The sequence below is a fragment of the Arthrobacter sp. ok909 genome (genome assembly GCF_900104405.1).
Lineage (GTDB): Bacteria > Actinomycetota > Actinomycetes > Actinomycetales > Micrococcaceae > Arthrobacter > Arthrobacter humicola.
On record NZ_FNJS01000016.1, the window covers coordinates 75,094 to 96,896 of the forward strand.

Here is a 21,803-nt window from a genome sequence, read left to right on the forward strand (position 1 = left end):
AAAGGATGGGCAAGACCGCGAGGATCGGCAACGGCCTCACTCGACCCCCTGAGTTGCGCGGAAAGATGTCGGTGAACGGCGGTTCTGAGGGGGGAACGATCCTCACATCGGCCACACCGGACCAGACCGCCCGCTGGCAACGGGGGGAACGGCTGGACCAACTGTTTGAGGATCGCTGTGACCGCCTGCGGGAACAGGGGCTGGAAGGTCAGGTCGCCGTGGATTCAGGGGACATCGTCCTGACGTATCTGCAACTGGATGAACGGGCGAACCAGCTGGCGCGGCATCTCCTGGTCTGCGGTGCCCGCCCGGGCGACCGCATTGCGTTGCTGTTCGACCAGCCGTGGCGTGCCTACGTCGCGATGCTCGCCGTTCTGAAGATCCACGCGGCCTACGTTCCCCTGGACGCAGGGTTTCCCCCCGACCGTCTCCAGTACATTGTGGAAGACGCCAATGTGGCGATGATCCTGTCACTGTCGCACCTGAAGGACTTGGTGCCCGAGGTGGCCGCTGTGACGGTGTGTCTCGACGATGTGCAGGCCCAGGTCGACGCCAAGGACCCGTCGCGCCTGAACGGTGCGGCCAAGGGCGGAACCAAGGATGAGCTGGCGTACATCATCTACACGTCCGGTTCGACGGGCCGGCCGAAGGGTGTGGCGGTGGACCAGGCCAGCATCTGCAATTTTGTCCGGGTGGCCGCTGACGTCTACGGCATGGAACCCACGGACCGCGTGTATCAGGGCATGACGATCGCCTTTGATTTTTCAGTGGAGGAAATCTGGGTTGCCTGGATGGTGGGAGCGACGCTGGTACCTAAACCCGGACGTTCGAGCATGCTGGGGGCCGAGCTCGCGGAATACCTGCAGGAGAAACGGATCACAGCCCTTTGCTGTGTTCCGACCCTGCTGGCCACCCTTGAGGATGATCTGCCCGGTCTCCGGTTTCTCCTGGTCTCCGGGGAGGCCTGCCCGCGGGACCTCGTCCAGCGCTGGCACCGCCCGGGCCGCCGATTCCTGAATGTCTACGGCCCTACCGAAGCGACGGTGACTGCCACCTGGTCCCTCCTTGACCCGGACACACCCGTGTCCCTCGGCGTGCCCCTGCCCACCTACACGGCCGTCATTGTTGATCCCGTGGAGCCCCGGGCCCTGCCGGCGGGCGAAACCGGGGAAATCGGGTTGGCAGGAGTAGGGCTGGCACGGGGCTACGTCAACCGGCCGGACCTGACGGAACGAGCCTTTATCCCCGATTTCCTGGGCATCAAGAACAACCCCTCCGGCCGGATCTACCGCACCGGGGATCTCGGACGGATCAACGACGACGGAGAGCTCGAGTACTTCGGACGGATCGACACGCAGGTCAAAATACGCGGCTACCGCATCGAACTGAGCGAAATAGAATCCGTCCTCCTGCAACTTCCCGGAATTGCGCAGGCAGTCGTTCAAACCTATGAACCGGAACCCGGAACGGTGGAACTGGCCGCCTACTACACCCTCCGCCATGACGTCACGGGCGTTGATGCCCATGACCTTCACCGGATGCTGCGCACAAGGCTCCCCGGGTACATGGTTCCGGCCTATTTTGAACAACTGGATGCCCTTCCCATGATGGCCAGTGACAAGGTGGACAGGAAGCGGTTGCCCCGCCCGGAACACAGGATCAGTCAGGCGGCCGCCGGTTCCTACACCGCCCCGACGAGCCCGGCCGAAGAGGCCCTGGCGAAGCAGCTTGGCGCCGTGCTGGGCCTTGACAAGGTGTCCACAGACGCCCACTTCTTCAACGACCTGGGGGCTGACTCCTTGCTGATGGCGCGCTATTGCGCCCGCATCAGAAAAGAAACGGCCCTGCCGCCGGCAGCAATGCAGGATATCTACGAGAACCCGACGGTCCGGCAGCTCGCCACGTGCCTGGAAGCCAGGCACAGCGCATCGGTTCTCAGCGCGGCCGTGCCGAACACCGGCACTGCGCTCCCGGCACCGATGCCCCCGGTGAGCTCATTCCAGTACGGACTGTGCGGCGCAATCCAGTTATTGGTTTTCTTCGGTTACATGATGTATGCCGCCTGGCTGCTGGTTGTTGGCTACGAATGGACGACGGGGGCAAGCACCCTCTTTGACATGTGGATGCGCTCCATCGGGTTTGGTGCCGCCACGTTCGTTGTCCTATCTGTTACCCCGATCATCGCCAAATGGGTTCTCGTCGGGCGGTGGAAGCCGGGCATCATCCGGATCTGGAGCCCGGGCTATCTCCGGTTCTGGACTGTGAAAACCCTGACGCGGGCGAACCCCCTCGTCCTGTTCGCCGGTTCTCCGCTCTATGTGCTGTACTTGCGGCTCCTGGGCGCAAAGATTGGCAAGGGGGTGGTGATCTTCTCTCGGAAGGTGCCGGCGTGCCCGGACCTGCTCACTATCGGTGACAATACGGTGATCCACAAAGACTCCTCGTTCCTGTGCTACCGGGCACGGTCAGGCATGATCGAGAAGGGCCGTGTGACGCTGGGAAGCAACGTGGTTGTCTCAGAGAGAACCGCTCTCGACATCGGAACATCAATGGGCAACGACTCCCAGCTCGGGCATGCTTCATCGCTGCAGACGTCGCAGGCCGTGCCCGAAGGACAGGTTTGGCACGGTTCCCCTGCCGCCCGGACCAGCGCCAATTACTTGCGGGTCCCGGCTGCCCAGTGCGGCACCCGCCGGAGAGTCATCTACAGCCTGCTCCAGTTGCTCAACCGGCTGGTCCTGGTTGTTCCGTCAGGTGTTCTCCTGCTGGCCGCGCTCCTTCCGTCCTATCTGAGCACCGGCCACCTGCAACTGGGAGCCTTCACGTTCTTTACCGATGTACTGGCTTCAACGCTGGTTCTGTTCATTGTCGGGCTGATCACCGGCCTGGTGACGGTCATCTGCGTTCCGCGCTTCCTGAACCACTTCCTCAAGCCTGATGTGGTGTATCCGCTCTACGGCTGGCATTTTTCAATCCATCGGTTGATTGCCCGTCTCTCGAATGTCAGGCTGTACAAGGACATCTTCGGCGACAGTTCCTACATCGTGCACTACCTGCGGGTCCTGGGCTGGGACCTGGGCAAGGTGCAACAAACAGGATCGAACTTCGGCCCCACGCTGTCCCACGAGTCGCCATTCCTCAGTTCCGTAGGAACCGGCACCATGGTGTCGGACGGCCTGAACATGATGAACGCCGATTTCACCAGCACCTCCTTCCGGCTCTCCAAGGTCCACATTGCCGGCCGCAACTTCCTGGGGAACAGCATCACTTTTCCGATGGGAGCGCAGGTCGGGGAGAACTGTCTGCTGGCCACGAAGGTGATGATCCCGATTGACGGCCCGGTCCGCCGGGATGTGGGGCTACTGGGGTCACCCGCCTTCGAAATTCCCCGGTCCGTTCAGCGTGACGCGGAGTTTGACGAACTCAAGATTGCGGACGCCATGAACAGGCGCCTGCCGGCCAAGAACCGGCACAACATCCTGAGCATGGTGCTGTTCCTGGCCGTGCGCTGGTTCCTGTTGTTTGCCGCCGCGCTCTTCGGCGCCGTTGCCGTCGCGGGCCACGGCTTCCTCGGTGTGCTGGCCGTCGCGGGCTCGATGCTCGGCCTGCTCGTGTTCCGGGTGCTGTTTACCGCCTTGGTGGAGCGTTCGGTCATGGGCTTCCGCCGCCTGAAGCCGCAATACTGCTCCATCTACGACCGCTACTTCTGGCGGCATGAACGTCTCTGGAAGCTGCTGGCCGTGGGGCAGTTCAACGGGACCCCCTTCAAGCCCGTGATCTGGAGACTGTTGGGCGTCAAGGTGGGAAAGCGGCTCTACGACGGCGGCCTGAACATGCCGGAAAAGACCCTCGTGACGATTGGCGATGACTGCACGTTCAACGAGGGAACCCACGTTCAGGGCCACTCCATGGAAGACGGCACGTTCAAGTCCGACCACATTGTTATCGGCAACCGCTGCACCCTGGGTGTGGATTCGTGGGTCAACTACGGGGTGACAATGCACGACGGTTCAGTGCTGGGGGCCGATGCTCTCCTGATGAAGGGCGAAGACGTCCCGGAAAATGCAACATATACCGGCAACCCGGCGCGCGAAGTGATGACCCCCGCCACAGCCGAGCGGCGTCCTGCCGGAATCCCCGGCGCACCCCGCAATGGCGGACCCCGCCACGCCGGCCCCCGGCACAGGGACGCCGTCGATCCGGCCGGCGGTCTGCTCAGGCTGTCGAGGGGAACCCACAGGCCACACAGGGCAGCGCGGGCCAAGGCTGCGGCACCGGGATCCCCCTCCTAGCGCGAACTGCTGGGTACGGGAGCGTCCTCGGGGAAATCGTCAGGGAAATCGTCGGGGACATCCTCGGTCACGGCCGGCCCGGAATGGCGTCCGCGGGGGAGCGACTTCTGCAGCGCCTTCCGCTCACGACGTCCTTCCACCAGCCGGTACAGCACCGGAACCAGAATGAGCGTGAGCGCGGTAGAGGAGATCAGGCCGCCGATCACCACGATCGCCAGGGGCTGGGAGATGAACCCGCCGCCGCCGGTCAGGCCCAGCGCCATCGGCGTCAAGGCGAACACTGTGGCGAGCGCTGTCATGAGGATGGGGCGGAGGCGCTGGCGGGCGCCGTGCGTGATCGCGTCCGCCACGTTCATTCCGGGTTCGCCGTTGCGCGGCTGGCGGTACTGGTTGATGAGGTCGATCAGCACAATTGCGTTGGTCACCACGATGCCCACGAGCATCAGCATGCCGATCAGTGACGGCAGCCCCAGCGGCACCCCGGTCACGACAAGCAGGGCGATGGCTCCCGTCGCCGCGAACGGGATGGAGACCAGCAGGATCAGCGGCTGCACGAGGGATTTGAACGCAGCCACCATGATCACGTAGACGATCGCGACGGCGGCCAGCAGCGCGAGCCCCAGCTGGCGGAACGAATCGGCCTGCTGCGTCGTGGCGCCGCCGATCGTGGCGGTAACCCCCGGCGGGAGCTGGACTGACGTGAGCCGGATCTGGACTTCGGTGCTCACCGCACCAAGGTTTGCGCCCGACGGCGTCACGGAAACCTTCGCGGTGCGCTGGCCGTTGCTGGCGGTGATGGAGACGGGGACGTCGACCTGTTCCACGGAGGCGATGCTGCCCAGCGGCACGGCGCCGGCCGCAGTCGGGAGCGGGATCTGCCGGACGGCGTCGATGCTCGTGAAGCGGGTGCCCTCGCCGATCCGGACCGGGAAGTCATCGGTGTCGATCCGCACTGTCCCCGCGGGAATCGGGCTGATCGTGGCGGCCAGGACCCCGGCCACGCGCTCTTCGTTCAGGCCGGCCGCGACGGCCTTGGCCCGGTCCACTTTGACCTGGACCACCGGCTGGCTGGCGGCCAGGTTCGTGGCCACCTCGCTGCTGCCGGGGACCCCGTCCATGGCCTTGACCATCGCGTCACTGGCGGTGCGGAGGTCGGCGGTCGTCGCGGCTTTGAGGGTGATATCCACGGTGGAGGACGTGCCGAAGCCGCCCTGCTGGGAACCGACGGTGATCTTGCCTGCGTCGCCGAGCTTGGCGAGCTCGCCGCGGACCGTGTCCTGGAGCTTGTCCTGGTTGGCCTTTTCGTCCGTTACCACCGTGAACGTCGAATTCGACGCGCCGGTGGACAGCAGGGCCGAGAAACCGGTCTGGGCGTTGCCGGTGGTGGACTGGACGTCCTGGATCCCGTCGATGCCCCGCAGGACGTTCTCGACCCGGATGGCCGAAGCGCTGGCATCGGCAAGGCTCGTGCCGGCCGGCAGGGCCTGCCGGACGGTCATGCTGTTCTCGCCGGAACGGCCCAGCAGGTCGGTGGCGAGCAGCGGGGACATCGCCACGGTGGCGCCGAGCACCAGGGCGGCGGCGACCAGCGTGAGGACCGGATGGCGCTGCGTCCCGGACAGGACGGGCAGGTAGCCGCGCTGCAGCAGCGTGCGCTGCTCGGCCTCGTGCGCCTTGGCGGCAATGCCAGCGGCAGAACCGGCCGGGGGGTCCGTGACGGCGGGCGCGCGCAGGAACCAGTACGCCAGCACCGGCACGATGGTCAGCGAGACCAGCAGCGAGGAGAGCAGGGCGATGGTCACCGTGAGGGCGAAAGGCCGGAACAGCTCACCGGCCAGATCGCCGACGAAGGCGATCGGCAGGAAGACGGCCACGGTGGTCAGGGTCGACGCCGTGATGGCGCCGGCGACTTCGCGGATGGCGGTCACAATGGCGGTGATCTTGTCCTCGCCATAGCTCAGGTGGCGCTTGATATTCTCGATGACCACGATCGAGTCGTCCACCACGCGGCCGATCGCAATGGTGAGTGCTCCGAGGGTCAGGATGTTCAGGGAGTAGCCGGTCGCCGAAAGCCCGATGAAGGTGATCAGCAGGGACAACGGGATGGACACGGCCGTCACCAGGGTCGCGCGCACGGACATCAGGAACACCAGGATCACCAGCACTGCGAAGCCCAGGCCCAGCAGGCCCTCGGTGGTGAGGTCCTTGATCGATTTCTCGATGAACGGCGCCTGGTCGAAGACCGGAGTGAACTTGGCGTTGGAGCCGAGTTCGGCCTCGAGCTGGGGGATGGCGTCCTTGACCGCATGGGAGATCGCGACGGTGTCGCCCTCGGGCTTCTTGGTCACGGACAGGGCGAGGGTTTCTTTGCCGTTCGTTCGCGTGATTGAGGTGCGGGCATCCTCGACGAGGCTGACATCGGCAACGCTGCCGATCGTTGCCGCGTTGCGGGCGGCGCCCAGGGGCAGGGCTTTGATCGCTTCGAGGGAGTCCACCGGGCTGCCGATCTGCAGCGAGAGGGTCTTGCCCTGCTCTTCGACGGTGCCGGCCGGAACCAGCGAACCGTTGTTCTTCAGCGCATCACTGATGGACTGGATGCTCGCGCCGGACGCCGCCATGTCCCGTGGCCGCGGCAGGATCTGGATGTGCTGGGTGGCGCCGCCGGTGACGTCGGCGCCCCTCACGCCCTCGAGCTTCTGCAGCCGGGGGACACTGAGCCGGGCGAGATCGGCATTGAGTTCGCTGAGCGGCTTGTCCGAGGACACGGCGAGGAACACGATCGGGAAGTCGCTGATGCTGCCGGCGATGGCCTGCGGCTGGACGTCCTTCGGCAGGGCCTGCTGGGCGTTGGAGATGGCCCGGTCGATCTGGTTGCGGGCCCGGTCCAGGTTGGTGCCGTACGTGAACGCCAGGGTGATCTGGGAAACGCCGTTGCGGGACGTGGACGACGTCGACTCCAGCCCCTCGACGCCGTTGAGCGCCGTTTCCAGCGGAGCGCTGATCTGCTTGTCCACGACTTCCGGAGACGCACCGGGCATCGAGGTGATGACCGTGATCTGCGGGAACTCGATGGACGGGATGAGTTCCTGCTTCAGCGAGGACATCGTGATCACGCCGAACACCGATGCGAACACTGTGACCAGCGCGATCAGGGCCCGGTTGGCGAGGGACAGCTTGGCGAGCCGGAACATCTCATGGTCTCCTGGCGGGTCGACGACGTATTGCACAGATGTACTGCACAAACGTACTGCACAGATGTAGTGCCCAGATGTACTGCACAGCCCTGGTGCACAACGGGAAGAACTAAAGCGTTGCGGCGGCTCCCCAACCAGGGGGCCGCCGCGGCCCGCGCCCGGAGGGTTCAGCTGTGGACCGGGTTCAGCTGTGGACCGGGGTCAGCTGTGGGCGGCGACCTGTTCGAGCTGCAGCGTCTTGGCCGTCTCGGCCTCGAGTTGCGCGGCGAGCTCAGGGTTGTCGTTGAGCTTGATACCGTAGCCGGGCATCATGTCCTTGAGCTTGGACTGCCAGCCCTTGAAGTTCTTGGGGAAGGACTTCTGGAGCAGCTCTATCATGATCGGCACGGCCGTGGACGCGCCGGGGGAAGCGCCGAGCAGGGCTCCGATGCTGCCATCGCGTCCGGCGATGACCTCGGTGCCGAACTGCAGCACGCCGCCCTTCTTGGGGTCCTTTTTGATGATCTGGACCCGCTGGCCGGCGGTGATGAGCTCCCAGTCGCCGTCCTTGGCCTCGGGGTAGTACTCGCGCAGGGCCTCGACCTTGTCGCCGTGGCGCTTGGCGACCTCCTTGACCAGGTAGGCGGTGAGGTCCATGTTGTCCTTGGCCACGGCCAGCATCGGGATGATGTTGGACGGGCGGATCGACAGCGGCAGGTCCAGGTAGGAACCGTTCTTGAGGAAGTTCGTGGAGAAGCCCGCGTACGGGCCGAACAGCAGGGAGCGCTTGCCGTTGACGTAGCGCGTGTCCAGGTGCGGCACGGACATGGGCGGGGCGCCGACCGATGCCTGGCCGTAGACCTTCGCGCTGTGCTGGGCCGCGATGGTCTCGTCGGTGCAGCGGAAGAACTGTCCGGAGACAGGGAAGCCGCCGAAACCCTTGCTTTCGGGGATTCCGGAGGCCTGCAGCAGGTGGAGGGCGCCGCCGCCCGCGCCGACAAACACGAACTTCGCGTGGATCGAGCCGTGCTCGCCGCTGCGGGGGTGCTTCAGCGAGAGGTCCCAGCCGCCGTCGGACGCGCGCTTGATGTCGCTGACGTTGTGGCCGTAGTTGATCTCGACGCCGTTGTTGCCGAGGTAGGTGGTCAGTTCCCGGGTCAGGGCGCCGAAGTCGACGTCGGTGCCTTCGGCGGCGCGGGTTGCCGCGACGCGCTGCTTGGGGTCGCGGCCCTTGACGACCAGCGGGGCCCACTTGGCGATCTGGGCCTGGTCCTCGGAGTACTCCATGGAACGGAACAGCGGGTTCGGCTTGAGCGCCTCATAGCGGGTGCGGAGGAACTTTGAGTGGTCCTCGCCGATCACGAAGCTCATGTGCGGGACGGTGTTGATGAAGCCCTTGGGGGAGCCGATCAGGGAATTCGAGACGAGGTGGGACCAGAACTGGCGGGACAGCTGGAACTGCTCGTTAATGTTCAGGGCCTTGCCGGGGTCCACCGAGCCGTCTTTGGCTGCGGGGGAGTAATTAAGCTCACACAGGGCGGCATGCCCGGTGCCGGCGTTGTTCCAGGGGCCGGAGCTTTCCAGTCCGGGCTCGTCGAGCCGTTCGAACAGCGAGATGGTCCAGTTCGGCTCAAGCTGCTTGATGAAAGCGCCGAGCGTGGCGCTCATGATGCCGCCGCCAATCAGGACGACGTCGGCATGTTGGGTCTTGGAAATGAAAGTCACAATCAGTCTCCGATAGCAGCGGCTCTGGCTGTCACAGAATATCCCCGCACGGCCCACTAACTGAAATTGGGCCCGGGCGTCAAGGCTTTAGCTCGACCTTTGTGAAAACTTCGTTCAAGACCGGGGAGGCCGGGTACTTCAGGACCCGGTCGGACAAGGCCAGGGCCGATATCGGGAAGGCAATGGGAACCGCGGGCACCGTGGCCGCGATCTGCGCATTGATGGTCTGGTACTCCGCCGTGCGGTCCTTGCCGTCCGGTAATCCGCGGGCCCGGGCGATCTTGGAGAAGACCTGGGGATCCTGGTAGCCGAATTCGCCGGTGTCCTCGCCGAACAGCGGACCAACGAAGTTGTCGGGGTCGGCGTATGAGCCGTTCCAGCCGAGCAGGTGCAGGGCGTGGTCGCCGGGCGACGTGACCTTCTGCAGGTAGCCGTCGGTCCAGTCCACGGGCACGGGTTTGATGTTGAGCCCGACGGCGGTCAGTTGCCGGCTGATCTCGGCGTACACCTTCTCCGGCGTCGGCAGGTACGGCCGGGTGACGTTGAGCGGGTAGTAGAACTTCAGTTCCTCGCCCTTGTAGCCGGCCTCGGCCAGCAGTTCCTTGGCCTTGTCCGGGTTGTAGCCGAGCGACGGGGCGTTGTTGTTGAAGCCGCTGAGCTTGGGCGGAACGAACTGGGATGCCTGCGCGGTGTTGTCGATGAAGAACCGGCGGATCAGGGTGTCCTTGTCCAGCGCCATTTCAATCGCCTGGCGCACCTTGAGGTTCTGCAGGATCGGAACCTGCTGGTTCATGCCCAGGTACATGACGGAGAAGGGGTCCCGCTGGATGATCTGCTTGCCGCTCTTGACCAGCTGGTCGAAGTTCCCCACGGTGACGGCGTCGTAGGCGTCGATCTTGCCGTCGAGGAGCGCCTGCATCCGGGTCTGCGGGTTGTCGTAGGTCACGAACTTGATGGTCCCGATCTGACCTTTGTCCCCCCAGTAGTTCTTGTTGCTGGTCAGGGTGACGCTGCCGGTGTCCCAGGAGCCAAAGGAGTAGGGGCCGGTGCCCACCGGGTGGAGGCCGTAGGCGGACACGGGCTGGCCGCCGCGGTTCTGGTCCAGGACGTCCGCGTGTCCGGCGGCGAGGGCCTGCGGGGAGGACATCGCGAAGGCCGGGAGGGTGAGGGCCTGGAGAAATCCGGTGAAGGGCTGGGTGAGGTCGATCCGTACGTTGTCCGGCGCCACGGCGGTGCAGCTCTTGTAGATGGACAGCGGCGCCTGGTCGGCGTGGGCCTTGAAAACGCCCTTGAACGTGGTGCCAGTGGCCTGCTGGCGGAGGGCCGCGGGGAAGTTGAACCAGCGGTTGAAGTTGGTGCAGACGGCGGCGGCATTGAACGGCGTCCCGTCCTGGAACGTGACTTTCTCGCGCAGCTTGAACGTGTACGCGCGGCCGTCATCGCTCTGGGACCACTCGGTGGCCAGCAGCGGTGTGGGCTCACCGGTGGTCTGGTCCACGCCGACCAGGCCTTCGAGGACCTGCCGGGTGACGCGGTAGGACTCGACGTCGGAGACCAGGGCGGGATCGAGCCCCAGCGGATCGGAGCCGGTGCCGAAGGTGAAGAGCGCGGTGGGGGCTGCGCTGGGGGCGGCCGAGGATGTTACGGAGCCGGGTGCCGTGCCGGGGGCGCCGGTGCAGGAGGCAAGCGGCAGCACAAGGAGAACGGCCCCGATACTGGCGGCAATACGCCGCGCTATCCTGCTGGGCACTGTACTGCTGGGCACTGAAGGAATCACCTCTGGGAACTGGATGGTCCGCCGGCTGCGGAACAGCCCCAGTCTAGTTGACGGCGGAGTCCGGGATCTTTTGCGGCGCACCGTCACGGACCGCATGCGCCCGCAAAAGTGATGGCCCGCACCACGAGGTGCGGGCCATCACTTCTCCTAGTGGTCCAGGGAGTCAGGCTGGAGCCGGGGCAGGAGTGCTTGGATGCTGCTTACTTGGGCATGAGGACAGAGTCGACCATGTAGACAGTGGCGTTGGCGGTCTGGACGCCGCCGCACACAACGTTGGCGCCGTCGACCTTCAGGGCATCCTTGGTGCCGGTCACCGTGACGGAACCGCCCTCAACGGTCTTGTGGGTGCCGACAATCTGGTCGGGGGTGATCTTGCCGGCAACGACGTGGTAGGTCAGGATCTTGCTGAGCGTGGCGTCGTCCGTCTTGAGTGCTTCGATCGTGGCCGGGTCGATCTTCTTGAAGGCGTCATCGGTCGGGGCGAAGACGGTGAATTCGCTGCCGTTCAGGGTGTCCACCAGGTTGACCTTGGGGTTGAGCTTGCCGGAAACGGCAGCGGTCAAGGTGGTGAGGACCGGGTTGTTGGACGCGGCGGTGGCTACCGGGTCAAGGGCCATGCCCGAGACGGAGCCGGCACCGCTGGGAACCTGGGCGGCGTAGGCGGCGCAGCCGGGGCCGACGAGGTTGGCGGCCGGATCCATCGCTGCGGCGGAGGTGCTCATGGACGGGGACGGCGCCATGCTGGCTTCCGACGGTGCGGAGGAGGCAGGAGCTGCGCTGGAGCTGGATCCGCCGCAGGCAGTGAGGCTGAGCATGGCGGCGGCTGCGATACCTGCAACGGCGAATGTGGTGCGCTTGATGGTCTGCATTTCGGTTTCTCCTTTGTTGTGCCGATGGTTGCCTGCGGCGAACTTTGCCGCTGCGGCCCTTTCCCGACTGTTGGGCACCGACCCTTGGTTGGTGTCTCAATGGGTATTCGGCTGCTCGCAGGACGCGGATGGGTGAGGGCTTGAAATTCTTTTCCAACCCCGGGGAATCCCCGGAAAATCCGCTGTAAACCACGAGAACCCCGGTCCGAAGACCGGGGTTCTCTGTGTGTGCGCAAGGGGGGACTTGAACCCCCACGCCCGAAGGCACAGGAACCTAAATCCTGCGTGTCTGCCAATTTCACCACTCGCGCGCGGCGCCGTCGTCGTCCGGGGGAAGAACCCCGGCGGCGGACGCCAGGCTCCATTGTACCTATTCGGCGTCGAGCTTCAGGTCCCGGCGGAGTTTCGCGACATGCCCGGTGGCCCGGACGTTGTACTGCGCGATCGTCACGGTGCCCTCGGGATCGACAACGATGGTGGAGCGGATGAGGCCCTGGTAGGTCTTGCCGTAGTTCTTCTTCTCGCCCCAGGCCGCATAGGCCTCGGCGACGGCGTGGTCTTCGTCGGAGAGAAGCGGGAACGTGAGCCCTTCGGCGGCGGCGAATTTGGCGAGCTTTCCGACCGGGTCGGGGGAGATGCCCACCACGTCATAGCCTGCCTGCTGCAGTGAGGCGAGGGAATCCCTGAAGTCGCAGGCCTGTTTGGTGCATCCCGGGGTGGAGGCCGCCGGGTAGAAGTAGATGACGGTGTGCCGGCCCCGGAAGTCGCGGAGGCTGACCTCCTGTCCTTCGGCGTTCTTGAGGGTGAAGTCCGGTGCTGCAGCACCGGGGATGAGTCGTTCAGGCATGGGTGTCTCCTTGGCGAAGTGCGGGGTTAAGTGGCGTGATTATCCAGCGTAGTGAGCGGAATGGCCCCCGACGAATCCGCTGCTCGCTATACTCTTGGGTATGCCTGATATGGATCGCTGGCCCACGGGCCGCCTATTGTCCACGGCAGCACGTCTCGTAGAACACTCCTGGAACGAAAAATTGGGGGCCATTGGCCTGACCCATGCCGGGGTGATCGCCATGGAGGTGCTCTCGGCAAACGGGCCGATGACGCAAGCCCAACTAGCCCAGCTGGTGCGGGTTCAGGCCCAGACCATGGGCAAGACGCTGAGCCGGTTGGAAGCGCACGGCCACATTTCGAGGCAGCGCAGCGCCTCGGACCGGCGCAGCCAGGTGGTGTCGCTGACAGACCAAGGCCGCGAGGCCGTTACCGCCGCCGCGGACATGGAGCGCTCAGTGCTCGCCGCGACGCCGATTGACCCCGACGTGTTGCGCCAGGAGCTTCAAGCGGTGGTGCGGGTGCTGGCCACCAAGTCCACGTCTGCCGAGGTCAAGGCCATTGTCACTGCCGCGGATCCGGCCGTCGCCACGGAGCCTGGTCTAGCGGCGAATGCCACCCCGCTGAACTAGCCACCCCGCACGGAAGGCGAAGATGAGCAGGACGGCGGGAGACTTCCCGCCGTCCTGCTCATAGCCTTGTTCATTACCTTGATCCTTAGAGGGGGTCGACGCCCCCGTTCCTCCCGCCGATGCACGGCCGATGCAAGGCCGGCCCTGGCGTCGGCAGGAACCCACGTCTCTGGACACGATCCCAGACAGGGAATCGGGGAGTCGACATGACAGACAGTGGAGTTTTCCGCCCGGGAACTTGGCCCGGGGGTCTTCGGTCCGGGTCTGCGGGACCGGTGTCGTTCCGGGATCGTTGCCCGGAGCACCTTCCCAGTCAACGCGCGGTTCCGGGCTCTCGAGAGGGACTAAAGTCCCTGCTTCCCATGCTGTTCGGGGGATGTCCGGACGCGGGCCGCGAGAGGATGATGGTCTCAACCAGAGAGCCTCAACCGGGTCGGAGGAATTGCATGGCTACCAGCAGTCCGTTCGTGGTCGTCGTAGGAGTCGACGGCTCCACAGAGTCTCAAGCAGCCCTCGATTGGGGCATCCAGGAGGCAAAGCTCCGGAACGGACAAGTGATTGTCCTGGCTTCGTGGCACTACCCCTACGTGACGGATGCAGCGGGTCAGGCCTGGGACTACGCCGGCTTCGAACGCGACGCACAGACAATCCTCAACGACGAACTTGAGCGCGTGGCCGATCAGGGGGTTCCGGTCACCGGACGCCTTGTCGAGGGCAATGCGGCGGCCGCCCTTGTGGAGGCATCGCGCGAAGCGGACCTGCTGATTGTCGGTTCCCGTGGGTTGGGCGGGTTTACGGGGATGCTGCTGGGCTCCGTGTCCTCCCAGCTGGCTCACCACGCCCGGTGTCCGCTCCTGATCATCCGGACAAGAGATGAAAGCTAGGCACCTGTCCCGGACGCAGGCTATGTCTGCGCTGCCTAGATTGACGCGGCTTGGTTCGCCAGGGTGGCCACAAGCGAGGACATCTTGAAGCCGACCAGCACCACCGCGAGAACCGTGACGCCGATGGTGGCCCACACCGGTGCGAGCCCGCGCCGCGGCGCCACCTCGTGGACAATCACGGAACGGCCAATGACGTAGACCTCCCTGCTGAGGAATACCCACGCCCAGTGAAAGGGCCTGACAACGCCGTCCTTGCGCAGCTTGTCCCAGTCCAAGTAGGCCAGGAGAGCGGAGACGCCGTACACCAGGAAGCCGCTGGCCACCAGCAGGAAGTACGGCGTTGTAAAGATCGACGCCGGATCAACGGTCTGGACCTGCCGTGCACCGACGGTCCGCAACCGGATCGCCGGGTTCCAGAACATCAGCAGAATGAGGGGCACGAGCGGCAGGGCCACGATCGTCCAGACGTACGCGTTGTAGACCGGTGTCCGGTCACTGATGCGTCTCCGGGGTTCCACCGGTCGCGGGGTCGGGCCTTGGAACTGCGGTGTGTTGAATTGCCCGGTCCACGCCGTACCGTTCCACCATTGAAGCCGGCCCGATCCGGCAGGGTCCGGATACCAGCCAGGACCGGGAGTTGATGTGCTGGGCGGGACGGTCATGGCTGTTCATCCTTTTCCGGTGCGCGGGCGTTCTCTGTTACTGAGACAGAGCGTACATCGGGGCGGCGGTGGTAGCGAGAGTCTCGACGTGCCAACGGATCGGGAGGACGATTAAAGGGCAATCACCATGAAGGAGGCCAGTGATGTGCTATTCGAACTACAAGGATTTCGGGCGTGATACCAGGAAGGATGCCGCACGGGAGTCCGGGGAACGCCGGGAGCCCCGGCCGGAGGCAAAGGAATTCAAGTTCTGGGCCTTCCCCCGCCGCACCAAGGAATTCACCGTCGAGGAGCCGGAACAAGTAGTAGCCCGGTCCCGCGAGAAGGTCTAAGACAACACGATGTAATTCAAGCGGCCGCCGAACCGCCACAGTTCGCTGTGATGGTTCGGCGGCCTTTTCACGACTGGCCCGGCCGGCGGAGGCCAATCGCTGCCGAGGAGCCCAGGAGGAGCCCGCCCAGCGCCAACAGAGCCCCGCCGGTGAGGCCGCCCTGCCCGCCGGGTCCGGGAACATCCTGTCCGGCCGGGCTGCCCGGTGGCATGGCTGGTGAGGGCACGGCCCCGTGGCCGGCGCCCGATGCCGGAGTCCCGGAGGTGTCGGCCGGGACGGTCCCCGTGGCCGATTGACCGGCGGCGCCCTGACCGGCGGATGGAACCGGGCCGGGCGTCGGGGGCGCCGGGACCTGTGCGGGCCGGGCCGTCTGTCCTTGTGACGGCGACTCGGGTGGCGCTGGGGACGGCGCGGCGGCCGACGTCGACGGTGCCGGGGTGCTCGGCGGTGGCGAACCGGAACCCGGGGCAGCGGCCGGCGGGCCCGGCGTCGGCGCGGCGGGGCAGATCTTCACCGGGATGAGGCCGGCAGGCGTGCAGGGAGCCGCCACTGCGGGCCGCGCCAGGAGGAGCGGCGACGCCGCGAGCACGAGAACCACGGCGGCTATGCGACAGGCCTTCCGGATGGAGTTCATCCTCCCCATCGTAGGGTTCCACCGCCTGCCGGCAGGGAACCTCGGCCCGGTGAGTGTCGCGGTAGAACGACGCTTCCTCGTGACGTCGTGATCTATCCGTCAGCGTTTACCCGTGGCAGGATCGGTCAATGGGGGATTTCATGGGGCTGTGCCGGGCAATTTGTTGGACCACCGCGACGGCATTACTGATGCTGGCCACAGGCTGCGCACAAGGCCGGGACAGGCAACACCCGCCGTGAGCCCGTCCGCGGATTCCAAGGTCCCGGCAACGGCACCGAGCAGCTCCGCACTCGCCAGCCAGGCGTCTGCGAGCCAAGCTCAACCCAGCCAATCCCAACCCAGCCAATCCCAACCCAGCCAGGCCGCCGCCGGGGCCCTGCAGATCAACACGATGCCCCTGGGCGGCAGCCGGATCGACGTCGTAGCTAGACTGCCGATCAACGCCTACTGGGCCAGGCCCGGCCAGGAGATCAACTTCGACGCCTCATCCTCCGAGGGCGTCATCGGCAAGTACGAGTGGGACCTGGACGGGGATGGCACATACGACACGACAACCCGGTCGCCGGTCCTCAAGCACGTCTACGCCCGGCCGTTCGAAGGCGTGATGATCCTGCGGGTCTCTAACCCCCTCGGCAGCGCCAACATCCTGAAGACCCCGGTCCACGTCGGCACTGGCCCGGGACCAGGCGGCGTCCGCCCGGTCCCGCCGACCACCGTCAAGGCCGAGGTCGTCTCCGCCGACGGCACTCAGGTGAAGGTCACGTGGGAATCGAATGACCCGACGGCTGACTCCTGGGGTGTGGCCGTGAACGGGTTCCCTGCCGGCCGCGTTGACAAGTCGGCCCGGTCCGTCACGGTCACCGACATCCAGCGCGACAAGGACGTCCTCCTGCAGGTCTTCGGCATCACCGCCGACGGCGCACTCGGCGACCGGGCGGGAACGACCCTGCCGGCCGCGAAATGAGGGAAGCTTAGCGGACAAATAAGAAACCGCGTCCCGCAGGCCGCTAAGCCTGCGAAGACGGGTGATCCCGCACCGGACGGCATCAAGGGCCAACCTTCAGCGCAAGCGGCTCGGACGGCGCCTGCCCCGCGCCTTAGACGTTGGCTGATTTCCCCCAGGGGCCGATCTGGTCCAGGGTGTATCCGTCCGGGTATGCCACGACGTTCATCCTTCCCGGCACAAATATAGGCTCGGTTGGCAAGGGGCGCCGCCTGGCCATGAGGGAGCGGAACCGCAGCACCGCGTTGAACGGTACGCGCAGCGCTGCCGGTGCAGGTTTCAGGTCCAAGGCAACAGCGACCCGGGGTTTGTCCATCATCAGCGCCAGGATGGTCGGGGTGAACCGGCGAAGCCGGGCGGGGATACGGCTGGCGAAGGCCGCGACGGTCGCATTGAGCAGCATCGAGCCCTCAGGGCTCGGGCCCATGTTCCGGTCCTCGTACTCGTCCAGGAACCGTTCCGCCTCCGCGAAGGTGGCTGGGATGCCTTCGAGCCCCATCTGCCGGCCCAGTTCGGCGTAGAAGTCCGTGGCGGCCTGCCTCTCCAGCCCGGTCAGCCGGCGCCAGCCGTGACGTTCGGTCCAGCGCAGCGGCAGGACGAGCAAGGTCATGAGGACGTAGACGAAGTCGTCCGGGGTGCCGGGCACCCCTTTGTGGACCCGGCGGAGCAGTTCGATCATGGCCTGGCTGCGTTCGTGCTCGAACCCGTTGGCGATAATCTCGTGGAGGACGATGCCGGTGTCGTAGGAGCGCTTCATCGGCCGGGATTTCATCTCCCCGGTCGCCGCCAGGGTCCTCGCCGTGGAGGGGATGGCGAAGTTGCGGTAATAAGCGACGAAGAAGCCCGAATGGATTTCAGCCTTGAAATCGAAGAGGACCATGTTCCGGTAGATCCCGTACATGTCCGTACCGCTCGGGCGTGTTCGGCGGCTCGGGTGCGTCAGAAGGTGCATGTGGGCTTTCTGTAGCTGCCGCAGGTTATGCCGGGGCAGGGGAGACATGGAGCTTTGCTTCGACGGAGAGCAGGTAGCCGCGCTCCTCCGCGGTCAGGAAGGCCGCCGAAGTGCCCGCAGCGAGTTCAGCGTCCCGGATTTCGACAACCATCCGGTGCAGCCTGTCCTGTAGCGGCGCCTGGGGGTCGGCCCCAAGGGTCCCGTCAAGAGACGTGTTCTGCAGCGCTTTGGCCCAGATGGACTCGACGCGTGCGAGGGTCTCGGTGTTCCAGCGGTGCAGGTTCTTGCGGGCAGCCCTGCCGGCAACAGCCGGGATCGTGAGTCCGGCGCCGGCCAGGACGGTCGCGACCAGCTCCAGCTCATGGTAGGGGAAATCGGGCCTGACCAATATGGCCAGGAATGTTAGGTGTCGGGCCAGCAGGGAGAGGCACATCTCGGCCATCACCAGGAAACCCATGATGCAGCCGGCGCCCAGCATGGAGAAACCGACACGGAACGATCGACTCATACGGGGAACGTAGCGGAAGCAGATCACGGCAATTTCCGCGCTCATCGAACAGATGAAGAGGGTGAGCATCAGCGAGAACAGGAGGGCCGGGAAGCGGTCCTCGTAGATGCCCCAGGCGGGGGTCGTGATGGTGGGTCCTGTGAGGAGGAAGAACGCGGTTTGCAGGGTCAGCGTGAGCGTCAGAGGCAGGGTGCGTGTCCACCAGGACCGGCGACCGCCGGCTTCCGGGGCGATGGCGGCGAATGCAGCGAGACGCAGATACCAGAGAGAGATAATCATCAGGGAGTTCAGGACCAGTTTGACCAGGTTCATCCCGCCCAGGGCTGTGTCCAGGGGGACATAGACAATCGGGGACATGAGCAAAGAGCCCATGGCTCCGTACACGGCGCAGGAGAACACCAGGTCGGTCCGGTTGCGAAGCAGGGCGGGAATGCGGGCCCCGGCCAAGAGAAACAGTGCCGCGGCCATGAGGAACTGCATCATCCGAAGACCGCCCCGAAGTTGCCCGGCTCCGCATCCGGCTCCCGGTAGGAGCGGCGGATGCGGGAGGCCAGCCGGTCGGCAAGGAGTTCGGCAGTTACCTCGAGCTCGTTGAAGAAGTCGGTGCGCTTCAGGGCCGAGACGACGCGCTCCGGGTCGAGGTCCGGGAAGAAGGTCTTGGCGTAGTCGTGCGAGACGTCCTCCTGCTCGTGGCGGAGGATCATATGGGCGAACTCGTGCAGCACGATTTGCTGGCGGTGCACCTCCGAGGCCGCCTTGGCGTGGAGGATAAGATCCAGGTCGTCCAGTCCGAACCACAGGCCGCAGACCTTGTCGGTGGGGGTGTTGTCGATCGGCTTGATGACAATCGGACGTCCCCGCTCGGTTTCCAGGTGGGCCGGGATGGAGCGCATGGAGACGGGCTCGGTCAGTTGCAGGCGGCCTTCGGCAGTTCGCGCCCGCTCTCGGGCGACGCTGTAGTCCATGTCGAACGAGTCCTCGAAGTAGTTGAATGCGGCCTGGAGCACCCCTGCTCCAGATGAGGAGCGTATCAGCCCTGCTCAGGGCCCTGCGAAACTTCCGGAGTGGCGTCAGTCCCGGCCAGCTGCTCGTCAATGAGGTCCCTGATCTGGAGCAGCGTCTCGGCGGACGGGCCTCCGAGCTGTCTTGCAGCGAAGTTGGGGCTCCTTGGGCTTCCGCCGCAGGAGGGCCAGCCAGAACAAATAGCCCGCAAATATCCGTTCGGGGAATTACGGCAAGAAGAAACCCCGCCTCACGTGGCTGGGAGCCAGTGAAGACGGGGTTTCTCTGTGGTGCACCCCCCGGGACTCGAACCCGGAACCCATTGTTCCGGAGCAGGCAAACTGTTGCGCCGTCCACGGAAGCCCACGATAATGTCCCAGAGTCACCGCAAAAACAGCGGAACGGCACAGCTTTTGACTAGTCAGCGCCATTGAACTCCACGCATCCCCACGAGCCGCCACGGATTAAAAGACGACCAAACGACGACCAAAATTGAGTCCATGCCATACTTCAAAACTCCAGCCCAGGTTGCTGTTGAGCTCGGCCTCACGGAATCCACTGTCCGGCGACTGGCCCGCCAGTACGGAACGTTTACGAGGGTGGGCGTGCGGGTGATGTTCGCTGATGACGACGTCGAGGCCCTGATCGACAAGATCAAGAACCCGCCCGCGCTGCCCGATTGGGCGGAAGAACCTGAACCCGACCCGTTTGCGTGAGGCAAGCAGCAGACTACTCGTTGGGTCTAGTCGCCTGGTAATAGTCGATTGCCTTTGGCGGGATCCGCCACGGGCTCGTCTTGCCGCCAGTCTTGTAAGCGCCGCGGAGCGCATGAGTCTGGCAGTGCCGCTTGATCGTCTGAACGGGTTCGGCCAGCATCTCGGATACCTCTTCAAGCGTGAAGGCGAGTCGCGGCAGGCCCGTTGAAGTGGTTGCTGAATTCCATGGGTCTTTCAACATAGTGGCGATCCTACGCCGCGGACGCTCTCGGCTAAACGACGGTGAAATGCCGTTTACTCGCCTACCTAAAGTCCTGACGGGGACGGTGCTTTCGCCGGCGTTTCCACGTCGGCCGTTTGAAGACTCTCGTGATCCACGGCGCGAGGTCGTAGAGCCCGGACGACTCGTCGACAATTTCGGGATGAGCATGTCCCGGAGCGTCGGTGGATGTCTCGTCGCCCCATCGAACGTTTTGGGCTGAAATTCGTTGGGTGCGAGGCTTTCCCCAAACGTCAAACCACTCAACGACCAAGTTGTACTTGCTCATGGCGCTTTCGGTCTTGAAAAGGGACATTCGGCTCAGCAGAAACATCGCCGCGTCCCCCGGTTTTAGCAGCTCGCGGATGGTTCCGCTTAGGCCGAGGATGTGGTTTGGGTCGTACGGCAAAGTTACGGTGACGCGGTCGGCAATACCGTCTCCAGAGTTAACCAAACGCAAGACATGAACTGGACGATCATCCTTGTGCTCATGCCACGTCGCCGTAAAATGCGCGGGCGACGAGATCTCGTTCATCTGATTGGCGCGGCGGTTGTGAAGCACGGCCACGACCGAGACCATGATCGCGATCAGTGAGGCAACCAGGGTGACCCAGTCTTTACCCTCGAAGTGTTCGAAGACCTGGGCGATAGTGGTCACGGCTTGACGCCCGAGATGAAAGTCATGGGCTGCAGTCTAGGGGAAGCCCGGTTATCACCATGAATTGACCCAGCTGTGATTGCATCAAGCCGGCAGGAACCCCGGGAGCCGGTTGCCCCGCCGGATGCTGCGGAGATTCTCCGGCAGCGTCAGTATGTTCCACCTGCAGCGGTGAGTGTGCATGGAGCGAACGTCACTGCATCTCGGACCCATCCCAGACGGTTCCTGTCATGCGTTGATATGCCCGCGGAAGAATGGATGCGACTCGCCAGCGGTCCTCGCTGAGGATGATGCCCATGGCCGGTGACTCGAAGCCGGCGCCTTGCGGCAGCGATCGTGGCTCGTCCGGTAGGCTCACGGACTCGATGGAGGCTTGCCAGGCGGCCTCGACGTCGACGGCAAATCCCTCCGGTTGCGCCGTGAATCTGGAATAGATCAAGAAGTGGCCAAGAATTAGTATGTGTTCTTGCGCTCGGATCATGCCCTTGAATGATTGGGCCGTGGACGGATTGTCTGTTTCATAGATGTATGTCTTCGCGTCGAAGTGTCGTAGGAGGTCTGCCGAAATCCAATCGCCGTGACGCCAGATGGCGACGTACCAGCCATCGGAGAGATCGCGGTTCTCCATGAGCTTCAAGGCCGCATCGGCGGGTACCGAGCGCGACTTCATGTTGTGGCTCCGAACAACGTTGGTTTTCGCTGCCCATCTGGCGAGGGCGGCTCCTTCAGCCGGGGACACCGATACGTCTTCACCACGAATCAGGGCAGCCAACACTGTTTCGACTTCGACTTCGAGGCGATGCATCCATCCCTCGTTGCAAGGCTTGCAGACTTTTCGAACGGTCTGGTCAAAAATGGAGGACTGGAGATCTCGGCTGGTTCCCTGCGTGTGGTCGTGAA

The 21,803-nt window shown here is 64.7% G+C and carries 19 protein-coding genes and 1 tRNA gene; 6 read left to right on the plus strand and 14 right to left on the minus strand.

All coding sequences use genetic code 11. From position 1 onward, the window contains the following. The first annotated feature begins 5 nt into the window (after positions 1 to 5). On the plus strand, positions 6 to 4,292 hold the full coding sequence (locus tag BLR03_RS13965; RefSeq protein ID WP_091253525.1) for a Pls/PosA family non-ribosomal peptide synthetase: 4,287 nt from the start codon (positions 6 to 8) through the stop codon (positions 4,290 to 4,292). Here BLR03_RS13965 and BLR03_RS13970 read toward each other — a convergent pair. The 6 genes from BLR03_RS13970 to bcp form a co-directional block, all read right to left on the minus strand. Next, on the minus strand, positions 4,289 to 7,483 hold the full coding sequence (locus tag BLR03_RS13970; protein WP_091253528.1) for an efflux RND transporter permease subunit: 3,195 nt from the start codon (positions 7,481 to 7,483) through the stop codon (positions 4,289 to 4,291). The two genes, BLR03_RS13965 and BLR03_RS13970, sit on opposite strands and share 4 nt — an antisense overlap. A gap of 204 nt (positions 7,484 to 7,687) precedes the next feature. Further along, positions 7,688 to 9,190 carry a malate:quinone oxidoreductase gene (locus BLR03_RS13975; protein ID WP_091253530.1) on the minus strand — a complete coding sequence of 501 codons (1,503 nt, stop codon included), beginning with the start codon at positions 9,188 to 9,190 and terminating at the stop codon, positions 7,688 to 7,690. A gap of 79 nt (positions 9,191 to 9,269) precedes the next feature. Next, positions 9,270 to 10,955 (minus strand): ABC transporter substrate-binding protein, encoded by a 1,686-nt coding sequence (locus BLR03_RS13980; protein WP_254788489.1) that lies wholly within the window; start codon positions 10,953 to 10,955, stop codon positions 9,270 to 9,272. A gap of 212 nt (positions 10,956 to 11,167) precedes the next feature. After that, on the minus strand, positions 11,168 to 11,836 hold the full coding sequence (locus BLR03_RS13985; RefSeq protein WP_091253533.1) for a fasciclin domain-containing protein: 669 nt from the start codon (positions 11,834 to 11,836) through the stop codon (positions 11,168 to 11,170). Positions 11,837 to 12,065: 229 nt separating this feature from the next. Then, positions 12,066 to 12,147 (minus strand) — tRNA-Leu (locus BLR03_RS13990). Positions 12,148 to 12,206: 59 nt separating this feature from the next. Continuing rightward, on the minus strand, positions 12,207 to 12,683 hold the full coding sequence (bcp, locus tag BLR03_RS13995; protein ID WP_091253536.1) for a thioredoxin-dependent thiol peroxidase: 477 nt from the start codon (positions 12,681 to 12,683) through the stop codon (positions 12,207 to 12,209). 100 nt (positions 12,684 to 12,783) lie between these two features. Between bcp and BLR03_RS14000 the strand changes: the two genes are divergently transcribed. After that, the gene (locus tag BLR03_RS14000; protein ID WP_254788491.1) at positions 12,784 to 13,293 is read left to right on the plus strand and encodes a MarR family winged helix-turn-helix transcriptional regulator; all 510 of its coding nucleotides are present in this window, start codon (positions 12,784 to 12,786) and stop codon (positions 13,291 to 13,293) included. Between the two features lie 446 nt (positions 13,294 to 13,739). Continuing rightward, complete coding sequence (locus BLR03_RS14005) at positions 13,740 to 14,177, plus strand: universal stress protein (RefSeq protein WP_091253539.1); 438 nt, start codon at positions 13,740 to 13,742, stop codon at positions 14,175 to 14,177. A 35-nt stretch (positions 14,178 to 14,212) separates the two neighbouring features. On the opposite strand, the gene BLR03_RS14010 is transcribed toward BLR03_RS14005, so the two are convergent. Then, on the minus strand, positions 14,213 to 14,839 hold the full coding sequence (locus BLR03_RS14010) for a DUF2510 domain-containing protein (protein WP_091253541.1): 627 nt from the start codon (positions 14,837 to 14,839) through the stop codon (positions 14,213 to 14,215). A 143-nt stretch (positions 14,840 to 14,982) separates the two neighbouring features. Here BLR03_RS14010 and BLR03_RS14015 point away from each other — a divergent pair, with 143 nt between their 5' ends. After that, positions 14,983 to 15,171 (plus strand): hypothetical protein, encoded by a 189-nt coding sequence (locus BLR03_RS14015; protein ID WP_091253543.1) that lies wholly within the window; start codon positions 14,983 to 14,985, stop codon positions 15,169 to 15,171. A 67-nt stretch (positions 15,172 to 15,238) separates the two neighbouring features. Here the strand turns inward: BLR03_RS14015 and BLR03_RS24035 are convergent, their stop codons facing one another. Then, entirely contained in the window at positions 15,239 to 15,805 is a 567-nt protein-coding gene (locus BLR03_RS24035) for a hypothetical protein (RefSeq protein ID WP_139184560.1), read from the minus strand. A 235-nt stretch (positions 15,806 to 16,040) separates the two neighbouring features. Between BLR03_RS24035 and BLR03_RS14025 the strand changes: the two genes are divergently transcribed. Further along, on the plus strand, positions 16,041 to 16,769 hold the full coding sequence (locus BLR03_RS14025) for a PKD domain-containing protein (protein ID WP_091253546.1): 729 nt from the start codon (positions 16,041 to 16,043) through the stop codon (positions 16,767 to 16,769). A gap of 133 nt (positions 16,770 to 16,902) precedes the next feature. On the opposite strand, the gene BLR03_RS14030 is transcribed toward BLR03_RS14025, so the two are convergent. Genes BLR03_RS14030 through BLR03_RS14040 form a run of 3 tightly spaced genes read right to left on the minus strand, consistent with a single transcriptional unit; the run spans position 16,903 to position 19,275 of the window. Then, positions 16,903 to 17,760, minus strand: a complete 858-nt coding sequence (locus BLR03_RS14030; protein ID WP_091253549.1) for an oxygenase MpaB family protein — start codon at positions 17,758 to 17,760, stop codon at positions 16,903 to 16,905. Between the two features lie 25 nt (positions 17,761 to 17,785). Then, positions 17,786 to 18,751 (minus strand): hypothetical protein, encoded by a 966-nt coding sequence (locus BLR03_RS14035; protein WP_091253551.1) that lies wholly within the window; start codon positions 18,749 to 18,751, stop codon positions 17,786 to 17,788. Then, positions 18,748 to 19,275, minus strand: a complete 528-nt coding sequence (locus tag BLR03_RS14040) for a hypothetical protein (protein ID WP_254788492.1) — start codon at positions 19,273 to 19,275, stop codon at positions 18,748 to 18,750. The genes BLR03_RS14035 and BLR03_RS14040 overlap by 4 nt, the downstream gene beginning before the upstream one ends. Before the next feature lie 495 nt (positions 19,276 to 19,770). Between BLR03_RS14040 and BLR03_RS14045 the strand changes: the two genes are divergently transcribed. Beyond that, positions 19,771 to 19,986 (plus strand): helix-turn-helix domain-containing protein, encoded by a 216-nt coding sequence (locus BLR03_RS14045; RefSeq protein ID WP_091253554.1) that lies wholly within the window; start codon positions 19,771 to 19,773, stop codon positions 19,984 to 19,986. A 13-nt stretch (positions 19,987 to 19,999) separates the two neighbouring features. On the opposite strand, the gene BLR03_RS24445 is transcribed toward BLR03_RS14045, so the two are convergent. From BLR03_RS24445 to BLR03_RS14060, 3 genes are all read right to left on the minus strand, one after another. Then, positions 20,000 to 20,227: a helix-turn-helix domain-containing protein gene (locus BLR03_RS24445; RefSeq protein ID WP_091253557.1), complete on the minus strand. Its 228-nt coding sequence runs from the start codon at positions 20,225 to 20,227 to the stop codon at positions 20,000 to 20,002. Positions 20,228 to 20,288: 61 nt separating this feature from the next. After that, positions 20,289 to 20,903 carry a hypothetical protein gene (locus BLR03_RS24450; protein WP_091253561.1) on the minus strand — a complete coding sequence of 205 codons (615 nt, stop codon included), beginning with the start codon at positions 20,901 to 20,903 and terminating at the stop codon, positions 20,289 to 20,291. A 193-nt stretch (positions 20,904 to 21,096) separates the two neighbouring features. Then, on the minus strand, positions 21,097 to 21,708 hold the full coding sequence (locus BLR03_RS14060) for a hypothetical protein (protein WP_139184562.1): 612 nt from the start codon (positions 21,706 to 21,708) through the stop codon (positions 21,097 to 21,099). Between the last annotated feature and the right edge of the window lie 95 nt (positions 21,709 to 21,803).

Bases quoted from the DNA above. Each gene is read 5' to 3' on its own strand.
- BLR03_RS13965 (WP_091253525.1), top strand. From the start codon at position 6: ATGGGCAAGACCGCGAGGATCGGCAACGGCCTCACTCGACCCCCTGAG.
- BLR03_RS13970 (WP_091253528.1), bottom strand. From the start codon at position 7,483: ATGTTCCGGCTCGCCAAGCTGTCCCTCGCCAACCGGGCCCTGATCGCG.
- BLR03_RS13985 (WP_091253533.1), bottom strand. From the start codon at position 11,836: ATGCAGACCATCAAGCGCACCACATTCGCCGTTGCAGGTATCGCAGCC.
- bcp (WP_091253536.1), bottom strand. From the start codon at position 12,683: ATGCCTGAACGACTCATCCCCGGTGCTGCAGCACCGGACTTCACCCTC.
- BLR03_RS14000 (WP_254788491.1), top strand. From the start codon at position 12,784: ATGCCTGATATGGATCGCTGGCCCACGGGCCGCCTATTGTCCACGGCA.
- BLR03_RS14005 (WP_091253539.1), top strand. From the start codon at position 13,740: ATGGCTACCAGCAGTCCGTTCGTGGTCGTCGTAGGAGTCGACGGCTCC.
- BLR03_RS14010 (WP_091253541.1), bottom strand. From the start codon at position 14,839: ATGACCGTCCCGCCCAGCACATCAACTCCCGGTCCTGGCTGGTATCCG.
- BLR03_RS14015 (WP_091253543.1), top strand. From the start codon at position 14,983: ATGTGCTATTCGAACTACAAGGATTTCGGGCGTGATACCAGGAAGGAT.
- BLR03_RS24035 (WP_139184560.1), bottom strand. From the start codon at position 15,805: ATGAACTCCATCCGGAAGGCCTGTCGCATAGCCGCCGTGGTTCTCGTG.
- BLR03_RS14030 (WP_091253549.1), bottom strand. From the start codon at position 17,760: ATGCACCTTCTGACGCACCCGAGCCGCCGAACACGCCCGAGCGGTACG.
- BLR03_RS14035 (WP_091253551.1), bottom strand. From the start codon at position 18,751: ATGATGCAGTTCCTCATGGCCGCGGCACTGTTTCTCTTGGCCGGGGCC.
- BLR03_RS14045 (WP_091253554.1), top strand. From the start codon at position 19,771: ATGCCATACTTCAAAACTCCAGCCCAGGTTGCTGTTGAGCTCGGCCTC.
- BLR03_RS24445 (WP_091253557.1), bottom strand. From the start codon at position 20,227: ATGTTGAAAGACCCATGGAATTCAGCAACCACTTCAACGGGCCTGCCG.
- BLR03_RS14060 (WP_139184562.1), bottom strand. From the start codon at position 21,708: ATGCATCGCCTCGAAGTCGAAGTCGAAACAGTGTTGGCTGCCCTGATT.